18 protein-coding genes and 1 pseudogene are annotated in these 16,156 nt (G+C 50.6%); 15 read left to right on the top strand and 4 right to left on the bottom strand.

Features of this window, described 5'->3' with window-relative positions; translation table 11 throughout:
• Window positions 1-10: 10 nt before the first annotated feature.
• A complete protein-coding gene (locus tag OL236_RS07980) occupies window positions 11-769 on the bottom strand; it encodes a TSUP family transporter (protein ID WP_265070201.1) in 759 nt (252 codons plus the stop codon).
• A 317-nt stretch (window positions 770-1,086) separates the two neighbouring features.
• Between OL236_RS07980 and uvrC the strand changes: the two genes are divergently transcribed.
• The 4 genes from uvrC to guaA all read left to right on the top strand — a co-directional run bounded on the left by uvrC (window position 1,087) and on the right by guaA (window position 6,113).
• Complete coding sequence (gene uvrC, locus OL236_RS07975; RefSeq protein WP_265070200.1) at window positions 1,087-2,910, top strand: excinuclease ABC subunit UvrC; 1,824 nt, start codon at window positions 1,087-1,089, stop codon at window positions 2,908-2,910.
• A gap of 108 nt (window positions 2,911-3,018) precedes the next feature.
• Window positions 3,019-4,104 carry a recombinase RecA gene (gene recA, locus OL236_RS07970; protein ID WP_009644930.1) on the top strand — a complete coding sequence of 362 codons (1,086 nt, stop codon included), beginning with the start codon at window positions 3,019-3,021 and terminating at the stop codon, window positions 4,102-4,104.
• Window positions 4,043-4,546, top strand: a complete 504-nt coding sequence (locus tag OL236_RS07965) for a regulatory protein RecX (RefSeq protein ID WP_320109794.1) — start codon at window positions 4,043-4,045, stop codon at window positions 4,544-4,546. Before recA ends, OL236_RS07965 begins: the two co-directional genes overlap by 62 nt.
• Window positions 4,547-4,559: 13 nt before the next feature.
• Window positions 4,560-6,113: a glutamine-hydrolyzing GMP synthase gene (gene guaA, locus OL236_RS07960; RefSeq protein WP_265070199.1), complete on the top strand. Its 1,554-nt coding sequence runs from the start codon at window positions 4,560-4,562 to the stop codon at window positions 6,111-6,113.
• 428 nt (window positions 6,114-6,541) lie between these two features.
• On the opposite strand, the gene OL236_RS07955 is transcribed toward guaA, so the two are convergent.
• The gene (locus tag OL236_RS07955) at window positions 6,542-7,039 is read right to left on the bottom strand and encodes a hypothetical protein (protein WP_265070198.1); all 498 of its coding nucleotides are present in this window, start codon (window positions 7,037-7,039) and stop codon (window positions 6,542-6,544) included.
• A 160-nt stretch (window positions 7,040-7,199) separates the two neighbouring features.
• Between OL236_RS07955 and OL236_RS07950 the strand changes: the two are divergent.
• Window positions 7,200-7,900: pseudogene (locus OL236_RS07950) on the top strand (transposase).
• A gap of 46 nt (window positions 7,901-7,946) precedes the next feature.
• On the opposite strand, the gene OL236_RS07945 reads toward OL236_RS07950, so the two are convergent.
• Window positions 7,947-8,480: a helix-turn-helix domain-containing protein gene (locus OL236_RS07945; protein ID WP_265070197.1), complete on the bottom strand. Its 534-nt coding sequence runs from the start codon at window positions 8,478-8,480 to the stop codon at window positions 7,947-7,949.
• A gap of 4 nt (window positions 8,481-8,484) precedes the next feature.
• Between OL236_RS07945 and OL236_RS07940 the strand changes: the two genes are divergently transcribed.
• From OL236_RS07940 to OL236_RS07900, 9 genes are all read left to right on the top strand, one after another.
• Window positions 8,485-9,339 (top strand): DNA topoisomerase, encoded by an 855-nt coding sequence (locus OL236_RS07940; protein WP_265070196.1) that lies wholly within the window; start codon window positions 8,485-8,487, stop codon window positions 9,337-9,339.
• 499 nt (window positions 9,340-9,838) lie between these two features.
• Window positions 9,839-10,030 carry an antitoxin VbhA family protein gene (locus tag OL236_RS07935; protein WP_265070195.1) on the top strand — a complete coding sequence of 64 codons (192 nt, stop codon included), beginning with the start codon at window positions 9,839-9,841 and terminating at the stop codon, window positions 10,028-10,030.
• A 146-nt stretch (window positions 10,031-10,176) separates the two neighbouring features.
• Window positions 10,177-10,674, top strand: a complete 498-nt coding sequence (locus tag OL236_RS07930) for a Fic/DOC family protein (protein ID WP_265070194.1) — start codon at window positions 10,177-10,179, stop codon at window positions 10,672-10,674.
• Between the two features lie 87 nt (window positions 10,675-10,761).
• Entirely contained in the window at window positions 10,762-11,388 is a 627-nt protein-coding gene (locus OL236_RS07925; protein ID WP_265070193.1) for a recombinase family protein, read from the top strand.
• 51 nt (window positions 11,389-11,439) lie between these two features.
• The gene (locus tag OL236_RS07920) at window positions 11,440-12,027 is read left to right on the top strand and encodes a toll/interleukin-1 receptor domain-containing protein (RefSeq protein WP_265070192.1); all 588 of its coding nucleotides are present in this window, start codon (window positions 11,440-11,442) and stop codon (window positions 12,025-12,027) included.
• An 18-nt stretch (window positions 12,028-12,045) separates the two neighbouring features.
• Window positions 12,046-12,537: a TIR domain-containing protein gene (locus OL236_RS07915; RefSeq protein WP_265070191.1), complete on the top strand. Its 492-nt coding sequence runs from the start codon at window positions 12,046-12,048 to the stop codon at window positions 12,535-12,537.
• 18 nt (window positions 12,538-12,555) lie between these two features.
• Window positions 12,556-12,963 (top strand): hypothetical protein, encoded by a 408-nt coding sequence (locus OL236_RS07910; protein WP_265070190.1) that lies wholly within the window; start codon window positions 12,556-12,558, stop codon window positions 12,961-12,963.
• Between the two features lie 234 nt (window positions 12,964-13,197).
• Window positions 13,198-13,419, top strand: a complete 222-nt coding sequence (locus tag OL236_RS07905; RefSeq protein ID WP_265070189.1) for a hypothetical protein — start codon at window positions 13,198-13,200, stop codon at window positions 13,417-13,419.
• Entirely contained in the window at window positions 13,412-14,383 is a 972-nt protein-coding gene (locus tag OL236_RS07900) for a HipA domain-containing protein (protein WP_009644893.1), read from the top strand. Before OL236_RS07905 ends, OL236_RS07900 begins: the two co-directional genes overlap by 8 nt.
• Before the next feature lie 202 nt (window positions 14,384-14,585).
• On the opposite strand, the gene OL236_RS07895 is transcribed toward OL236_RS07900, so the two are convergent.
• Complete coding sequence (locus tag OL236_RS07895) at window positions 14,586-15,086, bottom strand: methylated-DNA--[protein]-cysteine S-methyltransferase (RefSeq protein WP_009644976.1); 501 nt, start codon at window positions 15,084-15,086, stop codon at window positions 14,586-14,588.
• A gap of 256 nt (window positions 15,087-15,342) precedes the next feature.
• On the opposite strand from OL236_RS07895, the gene OL236_RS07890 reads away from it, so the two are divergent.
• Complete coding sequence (locus OL236_RS07890) at window positions 15,343-16,089, top strand: suppressor of fused domain protein (RefSeq protein ID WP_265070188.1); 747 nt, start codon at window positions 15,343-15,345, stop codon at window positions 16,087-16,089.
• Window positions 16,090-16,156: the final 67 nt, after the last annotated feature.

The following is a 16,156-nucleotide window of genomic DNA, read 5'->3' as shown; positions in this document are numbered from 1 at the left end:
GAATCCTCCGTTATTTGTCAAAAAGGTCGAAGAGCTGCTTGCCGATGAGCACGGTCGTCACGGCGATGAAGAGCGGCCGTACATAGGAGCTTCCCTTCTTGATGGCGAGGCGCGCGCCGCACCAGGCGCCGACGATCATGGATATGCCCATGGGGATGGCGTAGGTGAAATCGACGAGACCGAAGTAGGCGAAGAGCACGACGGCGGCGAGGTTGCTCGCAAAATTCAGTGCGCGCGCGTTTGCCGCCGCGCCGAGAAAGTCGAAGCCCACGAGCAGGAAGGCGAAGAGCATGAAGGAGCCTGTACCCGGTCCGAAGAAGCCGTCGTAGAAGCCGAAGGTGAAGGCGACGACGGCGGAGAGCAGGAGAACGCGGCGTGTCATGCCACGGTACTTGTTCTCGCGTCCCCAGTCGCGGCGGAATATGCTGTAGAGGAGCACGAGTGCGAGCATGACGACGACGAGAGGGCGCAGGAAGTCGGGCGGCACCTGCCGCACGACGAGCACGCCGACGGCGGAGCCGAGGAGCGTGATGGGAAAGAGCAGGCGGATGAGCTTCATATCGACCTTTCCGCTCTTGATGAAGGAGATGAAGCTCGTGCACGCGCCCATGACGGCAGCCGCCTTGTTCGTGCCGAGCACCTCTAGGAGCGGCAGCCCCGTCATCATCAGCGCAGGGATAGAGATCAGCCCGCCGCCGCCGACGACAGCGTCGATGAACGCTGAAAAGAAGCCCATGATGCAGATGAAGAGCAGCATTTCCAAGCCCATGATTCAAGCCTCCCCACTAATGTTGTATTTATATAGTACTATGAAAGTCCAAGAAGTCAAGCCCGAAGGGCGCAGACTGATTGGCAAACTTTCATTAAGGGCGGCGCACAATGTCCACAAAGTGGACGTTTGTGCGTGTAGTTTACTATGAAAGTCCAAGAAGTCAAGCCCGAAGGGCGCAGACTGATTGGGTAACTTTCATTAAGGGCGGCGCACTTTTGTCCACGAAGCTCTGCTGCGGCAGGAATTTCCTGCCGTGCGGCGAATAGAAATCTGTCAAGATCAAAGAGCGCACGCGGAAAGTGAGGGGGAAGCAAGTGACGGAAATCGTGGAAGAGAAGCTCAAGCTGCTGCCGGATTCGCCCGGCGTTTACATCATGAAGGACGCGAAGGGGCGCATCATCTACGTCGGCAAGGCCGTCGTCCTCAAGAACCGCGTGCGGCAGTACTTCCAGAGCGGCAAGCACCAAGCGCCGAAGGTGCGAGCTATGGTCGCGAAGATTGCCGACTTCGAGACGATTCTCACACATTCGGAGGTCGAGGCGCTGATCTTGGAATGCAACCTCATCAAGAAGCACCGCCCGCGCTACAACATCAGCCTCAAGGATGACAAGAGCTATCCGTACCTCAAGGTCACGCTGGCCGATGAGTATCCGCGCGTCGTGGTCACGCGGCGCGTCACGAAAGACGGCTCGCGCTACTTCGGCCCCTATACGTCGGCGGGCGCGATGCACGAGAGCGTGAAGCTCCTGAAGAGACTCTTCCCGCTGCGCACATGCAAGAACATGAAGGTCGAGCGTCCATGCTTGGAGTATCACATCAAGCGCTGTCTTGCGCCGTGCTGCGAGCCGGTCGACAAGGAGGAGTACGGCGCGATGATCCGCGAGGTCTGCCTGTTTCTCGAAGGGCGGACGGAGCAGATGGAGAAGGAGCTTTCGCGCCGCATGACGGAGGCGGCGGAGGACTACGACTTCGAGCGGGCGGCGCGTCTGCGCGATCAGCTCGCCGCCGTGCGCAAGGTGGCGGAGAAGCAGAACATCGTGACGGGCTCGGGCGACCAGGATGCCATCGGCATGGCGCGATCGGGGCTGGGCGCGGTCGTCATGGTCTTTCTCATACGCGCGGGCAAGATGGTCGGGCGCGAGCACTTCCTGCTCTCGGGCAGTGAGGAGGAGACGGACGAGGCGCTTCTTACGGCATTCTTGAAGCAGTACTACCATCGCGCGGCATTCGTACCGCGCGAGATCCTGCTGCCGTTTCCCATCGAGGAGACAAAACTTTTGGAGGGTTGGCTCGCTGAGCGTAAGGGGGCGAAGGTGGCGCTCGCCGTACCGCAGCGCGGCACGAAGCACGATGTCGTCGAAATGGCACGTTCCAACGCTGAAAAGTACATCGCGGACGAGGCGGCGCGCATCGAGCAGGCGAACGATCAGACGCTCGGCGCGGTTCGAGAGCTTGGACGCTATCTCGGACTCAAGGAAGAGCCGATGCGCATGGAGTGCTTCGACATCTCGCACAATCAAGGCTCGGAGACGGTCGCCTCGATGGTCGTCTTCGAGGGCGGCTTGCCGAAGAAGTCCGACTATCGGCGCTTCAAGATCCGAAGCGCCGAGGGAAAGCCCGACGATTTCCTCTCGATGCGCGAGGTGACGGAGCGTCGCTACACCAAGCTCGCGGAAGACGAAATGCCCGACCTCATCATCATCGACGGCGGCAAGGGACAGCTTTCGTCCGCGCTGGAGATCATTCGCGGCGCGGGGCATCTCGATGTACCCGTCGTCGGGCTTGCCAAGCAGTTCGAGTACATCTTCACCGAGGGCAGTTCCGATCCCGTGATCCTGCCGCGCCGCAGTCAGGCGCTCTACCTCATTGAGCGCATCCGCGACGAGGCGCACCGCTTCGCCATCACCTACCACCGCAAACTGCGCGGCAAGCGCAACCTCGTCTCCGTGCTCGACCATATCGCGGGCATCGGCCCCAAGCGGCGCAAGGCGCTCTGGAATCACTTCGGCACGATCGCGAAGATCAAGGCGGCGAGCGTCGAGGAGCTTGCCGCCGTCGACGGTATGACGCTTCCTGCAGCGGAGGCCGTGAAGAATTTCTTCCTCGCGCAGGAGAAGATGCTTGCGGGGGAGGAATAGTGCATATCACTGCGTTTCGAGTGATTTCTTTTTTGAAGACGTTGCGTAAAGAATCGCTGTTCTATATAATAGGAGGAAGAGTCAATCGAAGGAGGAGATCATACTTTTATGGATAGAGAAGAAGCTTTGGCAAATGCCTTAAAGCATATAGAGAAAGAATTTGGCAAAGGATCGATCATGCGCCTTGGCGAGGCGTCGGCAAACATGAACGTGGAGACGATTCCGACGGGCATTCTGCCGCTCGACGTCGCGCTCGGTGTCGGCGGTCTGCCGCGCGGGCGCATCGTCGAGGTTTATGGCCCTGAAAGCTCGGGCAAGACGACGGTCACCTTGCACATGATCGCTGAGGCGCAGAAGAATGGCGGCATCGCGGCATTCATCGACGCCGAGCACGCGCTCGATCCCGTCTATGCGAAGAAGCTCGGCGTCAATATCGACGAGCTTTTGATTTCGCAGCCCGATACGGGCGAGCAGGCGCTTGACATTGTTGACGCTCTCGTGCGCAGCGGCGCGATCGACATCATCGTCGTTGACTCCGTGGCGGCACTCGTGCCGAAGGCGGAAATCGACGGCGATATGGGCGATCAGGTCGTCGGCATGCACGCGCGTCTCATGAGCCGCGCCATGCGAAAGCTCACGGGATTCATCAGCAAGTCGCGCACGGTCGCCGTCTTCATCAACCAGATTCGTGAGAAGGTCGGTGTCATGTTCGGCAGCCCCGAGACGACGACGGGTGGCCGCGCCCTGAAGTTTTATTCGACCGTGCGCCTCGACGTGCGTAAGACGGACAAGATCATGCAGGGGCAGGAGATGATCGGCAACCGCACGAAAGTCCGGGTCGTCAAGAACAAGGTTGCGCCTCCTTTCAAGACGGCAGAGTTCGACATCATGTATGGTGAGGGCGTCTCGCGCGTCGGCACGGTGCTCGACATCGCGACAGACTTTGACATCATCGAAAAGAGCGGCTCGTGGTATTCCTACGACGGTTCGCGCCTCGGCCAGGGCAAGGAAAATGCGAAGAAGGCTCTGAAAGAAAAGCCCGAGCTGGCCGCTGAGATCGAGGAGAAGGTGCGTGCCAAGCTCATGGAGCAGGCGACGGCAGCAAAAGATGGGGAGGTAGAGCGTGTCCCCGATGACGAGAATGAGCGAGAAACCGCAGGAAAACAGTCGGAAGCGGCAGCGGACGAAGATTGAGAAGACGGCGCTGATGAAGGCGGTCGACCTCCTCGCGCGTGCCGAGCACAGCACGGCGCATCTCGCGCGAAAACTCGCACAGCGCGGCTATGAGGAGGAAGAAATCAAAGCGGCGCTCGCCACCTTGACGGAGCGCGGCTATCTCGACGACGAAGAGGCGTGCCGCCACCAGTTTGCGTTTCTTTACGAAGAGAGCCGCCAGAGTGTGCGCCAGATTACGGCGAAACTCATGCAGAAGGGGTTTTCCGCGGCGCTCATCGCCGAGTGCGTGCCGGGCGATACATTTGAGCGCGAGCGGGATGCGGCGGGACGATGCCTCGTCCTGCATTTCAAGAAAAATGCCGATGCGCAGAAGATGCTGCAGCATCTTTATCGGCGCGGCTTCTCGACTGCCGTCTGCCGCGCCGCCGTCGCTGACTTCACCGAAGAGGAAGAGGATTGAAGGAGGATTTGCCTTGCAGAAGGATAGCCATGAATTGATTGTCGTACTGGACTTTGGCGGTCAGTACAACCAACTGATCGCACGCCGCGTGCGCGAGTGCAGCGTCTACTGCGAGGTGCATCCGCATACGCTCCCGCTGGAGAAGCTTCGTGCGCTCGCGCCCAAGGCGATTATCTTTACGGGCGGCCCTGAGAGCGTCTATAAGGAGGATTCCGCGACGTACAGCGAGGAAATTTTCTCCCTTGGCGTGCCCGTCCTCGGTATATGCTACGGTTCGCAGCTCATGGCACACAAACTTGGCGGCAAGGTTGAGACAGCGCCTGTCAGCGAGTACGGCAGGACGGAGCTTCAAGTTGCGGACGGGGCGTCCGTGCTCTTCGCTGATGTACCGCAAAAGAGCGTCTGTTGGATGAGTCACACCGACTACATCGCCGAAGCGCCCAAAGGCTTTCGCGTGACGGCAAAGACCGCGAACTGCCCCGTCGCGGCGATGGAAGATGCGGCACGAAAGCTCTATGCCGTGCAATTCCATCCCGAGGTCATGCACACGGAATACGGCACGAAGATTCTTGAAAACTTTGTGCGCCGCGTCGCGCTGTGCAAGGGCGATTGGCAGATGTCGTCCTTCGTCAAGACGACGGTCGAGGCCCTGCGCGAGAAGATCGGCGCGGGCAAGGCGCTCTGTGCGCTTTCGGGCGGCGTCGACTCCTCCGTGGCGGCGGTCTTGCTCTCGAAGGCGATCGGCAAGCAGCTGACGTGCGTCTTCGTCGATCACGGCCTTCTCAGAAAGGATGAGGGCGACGAGGTCGAGGCCGTGTTCGGCGCGGAAGGCCCGTATGACTTGAACTTTATTCGCGTCGACGCCAAGGCGCGTTTCTATGAAAAGCTCAAGGGAGTGACCGAGCCGGAGAAGAAGCGCAAGATCATCGGCGAGGAATTCATCCGTGTCTTTGAAGCCGAAGCGAAGAAGATCGGCAAGGTCGATTTCCTCGTGCAGGGGACGATTTATCCCGACGTCATTGAGAGCGGCCTCGGCAAGTCCGCCGTCATCAAGAGCCACCACAATGTCGGCGGATTGCCCGACTGCGTTGACTTCAAGGAGATCGTCGAGCCTCTGCGCCTCTTGTTCAAGGATGAGGTGCGAAAGGCTGGCCGCGAGCTTGGCATCCCCGAGCATCTCGTCAATCGCCAGCCGTTCCCTGGCCCCGGCCTCGGCATCCGCATCATCGGCGAGGTCACGGCGGAGAAGGTCAAGATCGTCCAGGAGGCCGATGCCATCTATCGCGAAGAGATCGCCAGAGCTGGCATCGACAAGACCCTCGGCCAATACTTCGCCGCGCTCACGAATATGAGAAGCGTCGGCGTCATGGGCGACGGCAGGACGTACGACCATGCCATCGCGCTCAGAGCCGTCCTCACGAGCGACTTCATGACCGCCGAGAGTGCGCCTCTCCCTTGGGACGTCCTGCAGAAGGTCACGAGCCGCATCGTCAACGAGGTCAAGGGCGTCAACCGCGTGCTCTACGACTGCACTGGCAAGCCGCCGGGGACGATTGAGTTCGAGTAGTTGCAAAAATGCCGCAAACCCTTGATATGAAAGGAGTTGCGGCGTTTTGTTTTGCATCGTGACCATCCATGGAACTGCATATTCATATCTTGACTTCTGTTTTCGGTAGTGATAAAATGCTTAAAGAAATCAGTTGATGACATACGTCAACCAACCGAAAAGCCCCGACGGGAGTGATGACCCGAAGGGGCTTTTTGGTGCGCTGATGAGGCGCATCTTGCTGGTGCCACATCGCAGCTGGTTTCTACTGCGCCAGCATCTGCAGGATCAGCGTCCCGAGGATGCTCCCAAGGATACTGATGAGCAGGGAAACCATGAAATCAATCAATGACATTGTGTCAACCTCCCTCCTAGCCGGATTGGCTTGATGAGGGCCGTGGCAGTGATAGTATATCATATTTCAAAGTTTAGAGCATAAAGTATATGAGTTACATCGACCAACCGCGATACATTTTTTCTTCTTGTTGCACGGCTTTGTCATGCAGCTGTTCTTCCTCCCAATGAGCACGCAGTTTTCCGACAGGTTCTTGAGCTTTTGTCAGATGGCTCACGATAGAAGACACTTTGTTTTGAATTTCTGCATACTGATGCCTCTTTGCAGCTTCAAGTGTTGGAGACGAAGAGATTGTTGTTTCTTTGGCTTTCTTGGGTTTGTTTGCATCGTATAGTGGCATCTTTTTGTCTGTCCGATAGGCAGCGAGACGAGAGTTCCCTGTCCTTTCGGAAGATGTTTCTCGTAGTTCATAAAGAGGGACGCATCCATCCTTTATATTGTCTCCCAGACGCACAGCGAATATAATGTTCGTTTGTTCGTCTTTTTTATTTGGCAAGATTGCGAACGATTGTCCTTGCAAAACACGGAATTTCAGATTGCCTATACGTTCTTTTCCATAGAGTTTCATGCGGCGGGTTAAAGCCTTGGGCAATCGTTCAGAGAAGATGACCGTGTTGCGCTTTTCACCTTCCAGGCGCTACATTAATTCAGCCAGGTTTTTTTCCGCGGTTTTTGCCATGAGATGTTGTGATAAACTAAAATTGTAACAGAAGTGTCTAAAGAAAAACATCGAATGAAAGGAGATTCGATTCTTGTCACAACAACACTATGAACCAGAATTCAAGCAACAGATTGTCCGTCTTCATATCGACGAGGGACGCACATACCGAAGCCTAACGGCAGAGTATGGAGTTTCCAAAGTAAGCATCTGCAAATGGTGCAAAGAATTCAGCGAAGAATGCCAGCAAAACGCCTCAAAAAAACCAACCGCCCAGAATGATCTGGAGCTTATGAAGGAGAACCGTCGCTTACGCGAAAAACTTGCAGAAGCGAGAAAAGAAAATCTGTCGGATATCGCAGGATGCGGATTTATTTGGCACGCAAGGGCATCGATCTTTCTGCCTCACGGTTCATAAGTATATGAATACGGAACTGGGGCTGCGCTCCATTGTGCGACGAAAAGCTCCGAGATATCAAGGGGGCACGCAACATAAGAAGTTCGAAAATCTGCTCAAGCAAGATTTTACAGCACCACAAATCAATCAAAAATGGGCGACAGATTTCACCTATTTATTTCTCCATGGAGGCGATGTTCGATATAACTGTACGATTGATAATGCCCCTATGGAGCGCTATTTCAATACGCTGAAGAACGAAGAAATTTATCTTCATGAGTATCGAGATGAGGAATCTCTCTATCGCGCAGTGGATTGCTTATACCACATACAACCATGTACGACCGCATTCTTATAACGGCTATCGTACGCCATTCGAAGCGAGGTATTCGACATAAGTTGATTGGACACTCGTGTTACAAAAACGCTTGACCACAACACCTTTTATTTTTTCATGTCTGTGAGAATAAGCGCTAGGAATTGGCGGATAAAGTCAAGACGTTGCGGCGGCATTTTTCTCAGTATTTGCTGAATTTGCTGCATGGTACGTTTAGGCATCAGATCATCAAGGATTTCTTTTGGGGAGTCTCGCGCATGTGAGCCAAAGACCAGCCATTCCAGATCGAACCCCATTTTGCCGAGTTTTTGGATCAGCACGAGATCCGGCGTTGCTTTCCCGATTTCTAAAGCGGACATGAGGGATTGACTGATGCCTAGGAATTGAGCAAAGTCTTTCTGTGATTTGCCGTGATATTGCCGTATGGCACGGAGGCGACGAGCAAAGTTTTCTGAAGTGCCGTCTGAAGAACCTTTGGGGATGTCGGGTAGAGGCGATGACCAGAACAGAGCAGCAGATTGTCCGTCGATCTCGAAGGCAGCGGACAAAGCCTGCAAACAATCTTCCGAGGGTTCATCCAAGCCGGTTTCATACCGCGATATTTGTGCCTGAGAAATATGCAGCATTTCTGCCAGCTGCACTTGTGTGAGATTTGCTTTTTTTCGTAGGTATTTTAGTTTTGTGGAAAATATTTTCAAATCCATAAAATACACCGCCACTTATTTTTTACTTAATAATACTATATATACAATAAAACAACAAGGAGTGATGATGTTGAAAAAGACCGTTTACATCGCAGAAAAGCCGGATATAGGAAGAGCTGTGGCTGCGTATCTCTGGCCGGATGGCGGTATGGAAAAGGGGAAAGGTTGTTTTTGGAAAGGGGATATTGCCGTTACATGGGCATTCGGGCATATTCTTGGCATGGCAACGCCCGAGCTTTACGGAGAAGAATATAAGGTATGGAGCAACTATCCCATCTTGCCGAGCACTTGGCTTATGAAGCCCGATCCGCAAAAAAAGGAGCAGCTGGATATAATCAAGGGTCTGATCAAAGAGGCCGATGTTGTTGTTCATGCGGGGGATCCCGACAGGGAAGGGCAGCTTCTGATTGATGAGATTCTGGATTTTCTGCATTACAAGGGTGAAGTCCGGCGTATTTTGATCAATGCGAAGGATGATGAATCTTTGAAAAGGGCATTTTCTTCCTTGCGTGACAACAGAGATTTCTATGGTCTGTATGAAGCCGGGCTTGGCCGTGCCCGCGCAGATTGGCTCATCGGCATGAATCTGTCGCGTGCATATACGGTTAATGCGAGAAAAGCCGGACATGATGGGACATATCGGATTGGCCGTGTGAAAGTGCCGACGCTGGCGCTAGTCGTGCAGCGCGAAAAAGATATTTTGTCTTTCAAACCGAAAAAGTATTATGTGCTGCAAGGGATTTTTGCATATAAAGGGTGCTCCTTCCCCCTCCTGCCTTGTCGGCGAGACCGATGAAAGGGGTGCAGGGGACGAAGCCTCCTGCGGTGGTGGTTGGGGTGGTGGTAAGCAAGCCGCGGGCATAGGCCATGAACTTTAGTTCTTGGCTTGTGCCTGCGGCGTTGTTGTTCAAGACAAGAGGGATTTGCACGCTCTCGTGATGTTTTTCGTGGAGCGTGCATTGCGGAACAGAAGTGGAATATCATGAAGCGCTGTGAAGCAATGCGGAAGCGGAACGAGAAAGATAACGGTGCAAATTCCTCTTGCCATCATTTCAAATGGTTTTGCGTTAGGGATGGAAGCCCGAAGGACAGAGACAGCGAAGCTGGCTCTGTTCACGACCGCCCGTCCCGAAGGGAACGCCCTGAGAATATAAACTTTAAATAAGGTATTATGCAGGGATATTCTTGTGGAGATATACATGAGATACGCTTTAAACTCGATTTTTCGGCAATATATGGTATAATATAAGACATGATATAAGTAGTTCTGCTGTATGAAATGTGAGGGAATGGATATGGTGTCTAAGGAAGAAATGCGGAAAAGTGTGGATTCTGCAATCAAGGTGCATGAGTTGGAAGGATTCAAATTCACGGAGGAAGAATTGGCGGTTTTCGATCGCATTGCGAATCTCGAGATTACGACAGAGGAGGCAAGAGAGATATTCCGTGAGAAGCTGGCGGGGAAAAAAGAGGCGGAAATCGTATGAGTGCAAGGGATCCATATCTTCAACCCAACGGGGTGCTGCGGAACAAGCTGGGGATACAGGATGGACATGAACTCTTGGATTACGAGAAGAATTTTGCGGCGACGCGATATATTGACTTGAAGAAGCAAACCTTTCGAGAGTTCGATTTGAGTACGTTGAAGAAAATCCATTACGAGCTGTTTCAGGATGTCTACGATTGGGCCGGGAAATTCCGTACCGTGGACATTGCAAAAAAGGGTACTGTATTCTGCCATTGCCCATATCTTGAAGAACAGGGCGCGGACATCTTCAAACGACTGAAAAAGGACAACAATCTACAGGGACTCGATGCTGAGAGGTTTTGCAAAAAGGCCGCCGATCTCTATTGCGATCTGAACATGCTGCATCCGTTCCGAGAGGGAAACGGCAGGACGCAGCACATGTTGATCTACCAAGTGGCGAAGAATGCCGGCTATGAGTTGGACATGGCAAATGTCGATCGAGAAAAGCTCATGGCAAGAGCTATCCTGGGCGCAGTTGACAGTCGTTTCATGGCAGGGCTCATGAGAGAAACCATAAAGGAGATGCCGAAGGAGAAGTACCCGAAGCGGAAAGTCTTGTTGAAAGGAAGAACGGACGAGGACAAGAGCAAGGGGAGGGAATGAAGCGGAAGAACCCGTCATGTTGAAAGGTGTCCATGATGGACACCTAAACCGGTCAAAACCTAAGAGTTTTGACCGGTTTAAACTTTTATGGTAGAATCAGAGGGAAAGGATAATCAAAACTTTTGGTCAAAACGGGGGATTGAAATGACGGTTTGGGGCTATGCTCGAGTATCGACAAAGGGGCAGAAGGCTCATGGAAATTCCTTGGAGGAACAGGAGCAACGCCTGAGAGAAAATGGAGCCTCTTCGGTTACGGTGGAGCAGTTTTCCGGAGCATCCATGGAGCGGCCGAAGCTTCAAGGTCTGCTTGGCCGCATGGAAGCGGGCGACGTTTTGATTGTGACAAAGCTGGATCGCCTTGCCCGCAACGTGGAGGAGGGAATCCATGTGATCCGTTCTCTGATTGAGCGAGGCGTGAAAGTCAATGTCTTAAATGTAGGATTGCTCGACCAGACGCCCATGGGCAAGTTCTTTATTACGACGCTTCTTGCGGTGGCCGAGCTTGAGCGGAGCATGATTCTGGAACGTATGCAGGAAGGCAAGTCGATTGCCAGGACGAAACAGGGGTTTCGTGAGGGCAGGCCTCCGATCGATAGGGCGAGGAAGGAACATGCGCTTGCCCTGCTGCGCGAAGGACGTTCCTATAAGGATGTGGCTGCTGTAACGAACCTGAGCGTCTCGACGCTTTCGCGATATGTGCGAGGGAAAAGATGAATTTGAACGGAGATAAGTTTTTAGAACCAAGATGATAAAGAGGATGCAAAGATGGAAAAGTTGATTGAGCAAGGCTCGTTTCAAGCGTATGCGGATGTTCGTTTAAATGAAGCAATGTCAAATATTAACGAATGCGCACTATACACTAGAAAGAGAAAGACCACCGTTTTTATTTCACATAAGCATGATGACCTCCAAGAACTTAAAGGCGTACTTGGTTTTTTGCAAGAGCAATACGATGTAAAAGCCTATATCGACAGCCAAGACACCTCAATGTCCCCAATTACCACAGCAGCGACCGCGGCTAATTTGAAGGATCGAATTAAAAAATGTGACAAATTTATTCTGCTTGCTACAAATGCTGCAATAGACTCCAAGTGGTGTAATTGGGAACTTGGATATGGTGATGCTCAAAAATTTAAAGCCCATATCGCACTGTTCCCGTTGAAGCCAAAGGGCAGTTATGATGGTTTTTATAAAGGCGCAGAGTATTTGTCATTATATCCATATATCTGTTATGAAGATGGCAACGACAAATATGATAATGGTACTTATATTCAAAAAGGATATTACACAGTAACACCAGAAAATGGAAAGTTGAACTACCAGACATTGGCACACTGGTTTTCAACAAGATAAATAGAAAGGAGAATATCTGTGGCGCGTAGAGTGTTTTTTAGTTTTCATTACGATAACGACATTAATCGTTCAATGGTTGTCCGCAATAGTTGGGTTACTCAGGGTAAAGAAGCTGTTGGCTTCATTGATAAGGCAGATTTTGAGCAAATTAAGAGACAGGGAGATACGGCTGTTCATAAGTGGATTGATAAGCAACTTAAAGGAACCTCTGTAACAGTAGTCCTGATTGGAACCGAAACTTTGAAACGTCCTTTTGTGCAATATGAAATTTGTAAAAGCTTGCAAAGGGGCAATGCTGTAATAGGCGTACATATAAATGCTATTAAGGATATGCATACTTTATCTACATCCTTTAGAAGTAATACTCACGAGGTAATAGGATATTATAACGATAATTCTCCAGCGTACTTTGATCGCATTGCTGATGGCATCTACGATTATGTTGCAGATAATGGATATGATAATATGGGAACGTGGATTGAAAAAGCTGCGAAGATTCATGACAAGTAAGTGAACAGGAGTTGCTTTATGGGCAAAAAGTTAAGCCACTTAGAAATGATTCAAAGTGTAATTAATCGTATGGCTTCTAATTCCTTTGCATTAAAGGGGTGGGCAGTTACGCTTGTAGCAGGAATCTTTGCTTTGGCTGGAAAAGACACAGACAAACTGTACTTTCTTGTGGCATATATACCCATAATTGTGTTTTGGGGGTTAGATTCCTATTATTTACTACAAGAACGCCTCTACCGAGCTTTGTATGACAAAGTAAGATTGTTGCCAGATGATAAAATAGACTTTTCAATGAAAGCATCGTCTAAGGAATTTACTGACTCAACCTGTACCTTTTGTAGTTGCGTTTTTTCAAAAACCGAACTCTGGTTTTATCTTCCGCTAGCATTGGTATCGACAGGAATTATCCATATCACCCACCTCTGATTATTTTTATTGATAGCATTCCCTGATGGCCTTTTGATAGCAAAAAGTCGGGTGCCCCATAGGATTTGGATAACTGGTATCAAATAAAGCCAAATGGAATCAAATGGTCTATACAAAAAGTTTAGATTGAGTTTCCACTTGGCGAGTTCGAATGATTGTCAAAAAGCCGCAAAGTATGTGCGAGGAAAGGAATTTTGTTTGGGCGACAATTAAATACGGGGAGGGCAGCAGAAGATGAAAGTTGAGCGAAGATACAATCCGGATGACTATGAAGCGGGTTTGCGGTATGATATGAATCGCGCTTATGAGTTGGCCGAGCAGGACAATCAGCTTTCTTTATATGGAGCGGTGGCTGACGTTCATTGGAGCGTGAAGGAAGCTGTCAAATTCCGTGAGATCGATCCGATCAAGGGGCAGGAAATCCAACGCTTTTTTTGGGGGCTTGTCCATGATTGATTTGACGCATTGCCAGGAGATCATCAACACGTTTGGAGGATCAGAGAAAAAGAAGAGAATTCTTTATGATCATCGGATATACATGGTGAAATTTCCTGATCCAGTGAGAGAGCTTCATAATTCTTTGAGCTACATGAACAATCAATTCTCTGAGGATATCGGCTGCAAGATATTCAAGACATTGGGGTTTGAAACGCAAAATACTTTTCTGGCAACCTATAAAATGCCGAATGGAGAAGAGAAGATTGTTGTTGCCTGCGAGGATTTCACGCAAGACGGAAAGAAATTGATTGAGTTCCACAAGCTTGTTTTACAGGAGGTGGAAAGCGACAGTTTGCGAACGCAGGCTAACGTGGATAATGTGATGATGGTCATTGAGCAAACAAAGCAAATTGTTGACAAGGAAGAATTTAAAAGAAAGTTTTGGGATATGTTCATTGTTGATGGGTATATCAATAACCGAGATCGAAATATGGATAATTGGGGTGGCGTGTTGAATGCTGAAAATGAGCTTTCGTTTGCACCCATCTATGATTGTGGTTCATCTTTGTCGGCGTTGCTGCCTGAAGAACTCATGCAGCAGCGATTGAATGGAGGGCAGGAATTCAAACGAGAGGAATTCAATGTCTATTCGTGTTATCGGGAGGATCGCAAGAGGATTCTTTTTTCCGAATATCTGAAAAATCCCCATAAAGATTTGCAGGAAGCGATTCTTCGTATTGTGCCTAAGATAGAAAAACAACAGGGAGATATTTCTAAAATTATAGAAACGACGCCGGTGATTTCTGAGGTTTATAAAACGTATCTCAAACGCAGTCTTGAGCTACGGTATCAAAAAATTTTACTACCGGCATTGAAACGGGTTTTGGAGAAAGAAACAGGCAAGACAACAGGAGTGCTTGTTCGGAAGAAAGGGCGTGTTATGGGCGTTAAGCATGAGAGTGAACAAGGTGCAGAACGATAAGAGCGGACGGAAGCGTGCCCCCCGTATAACCCCCAAAAATCTCAAAAAGGCGCATAATAAGGAGAATGAGAGGAATGGGGAGAACGGGAAGCCTTGAAATATAAGGCTTCACAAGAGCAGCTAAAATATAAGAATTGAGTTCGAGTGATGAAAACGAGTAGGATTCAACGAGCCTCCCGTCATCTTTTGATGAGAGGCTTTTTTACGGCATAAAGAACTGCGTCATATCTACGCCTTCGAGCGTCAAGAGTTGCACCTTCTTGTCGATGCCGTCGGCGTAGCCTGTGAGACTGCCGCTCGTGCCGACGACGCGGTGGCAGGGGACGATGACTGAGATGGGGTTGTGCGCGACGGCGCCGCCGACGGCGTGGGCTGCTTTTTCCATGCCGATGCGGCGGGCGATTTCGCCGTAGGTGATCGTTTCGCCATAGGGGATTGAGAGCAGGACATCCCAGACTTTTTGACGAAACGGCGTGGCTTTCGGTGCGAGCGACGGCAGAAAGTCGGGTTTCTTTCCGCTGAAGTAGAGGTCGAGCCAGCGGCATGTCTCCTGAAATACGGGGAGGCTTTTTTGTTTGTGCTCCTCTTCGAGCGTAGCGGCGAAGTATTTCTGCCCGTCGAACCAAAGGCCGACGAGCGCCGTGCCGTCGCTGGCGAGGGTCATGGAGCCGAATGGCGAATTGTAATGTGCTGTGTATTGCATGGAGATGCTTCCTTTCGTATAGTGGAATTTTCAGATATTTTGACGCAATGTTCTCTAATTATTATAAAGCAAAGATGAGAGGAAGCCCAGTTGTATTTTTATGAGAATATCGTCTGAATATTATTGAAATTCTGTTGAACAATACTATATATCATGATATCATATGGAAAGAAGATTGAAGATGGGCGGTTGAATTTATCGGTATTGCCTTAACAGTAAGGAAAACAACAAAGATCAGGAAAATGATGATGGCATCGTGGATGAATCGAGTGAAGACGATAGGAAGGAGGAAAAGATTTTGCCCAATAAAAAGGAGTATGTCGAGAGGTATGACGGTGCGGATGATGCGGCGCCGGGCTGGGATGCGATTGATGCTGCTTTGAAAAAGATCTACCCGAATACAGAGGCAAGGCATTACGGTACGATCATCAAATTTATGTTGGGCGGCAAGGATCCGCTTGATGGAATCAGTATATATGACAACAGTGAGCAGGAATTTCATCGTCATGTTGTAAGCTACGGTATGTCGGATTTGTATTATGATCCCGATAGTACGAACAAGGAATTCAGCGGTTGGGGATGCGAATTTACCATGCGCATCGTGCCTTTTGTAGATGATAAAGATGCGGAAAATAAGGATGGAAGCATGGCACATAATGAGCCGCGCTGGGTGATCAACTTGATGCAGAATATTGCCAGATATGTATACGATACAGGAAATTACTTCGAGGCGTATCATTTCATGCCTGCGAACTCACCAATACGATTGGAGTCGGATACGAAATTGGTGGGGATTATCATGGCTCCCGATCCGCAGTTGGGTGGGATGGATACCGTGCATGGCAGGGTGGAGTTCCTGCAAATGGTGGGCGTTACGCAAAAGGAGCTTGACTGGCTGTGTGAAGAACCGACGGTTGCAAGAGGAAAAATGCTTGTAGACCGCATGCGGCAAGATAATCCGCTTCTGCTTACGGATTTGAAGCGCGTAAAGGAATATGTTTAGTCTCAATTCTGCCGTACAGACATGAGACGGATTCTTTGAGTACATCAAGGAATGCCTATATGTGTTT

This window comes from Selenomonas sputigena (genome assembly GCF_026015965.1).
Classification (GTDB): domain Bacteria; phylum Bacillota; class Negativicutes; order Selenomonadales; family Selenomonadaceae; genus Selenomonas.
The sequence above is the reverse complement of the archived record's forward strand: the minus strand, read 5'-3'. Positions and strand labels throughout refer to the sequence as shown.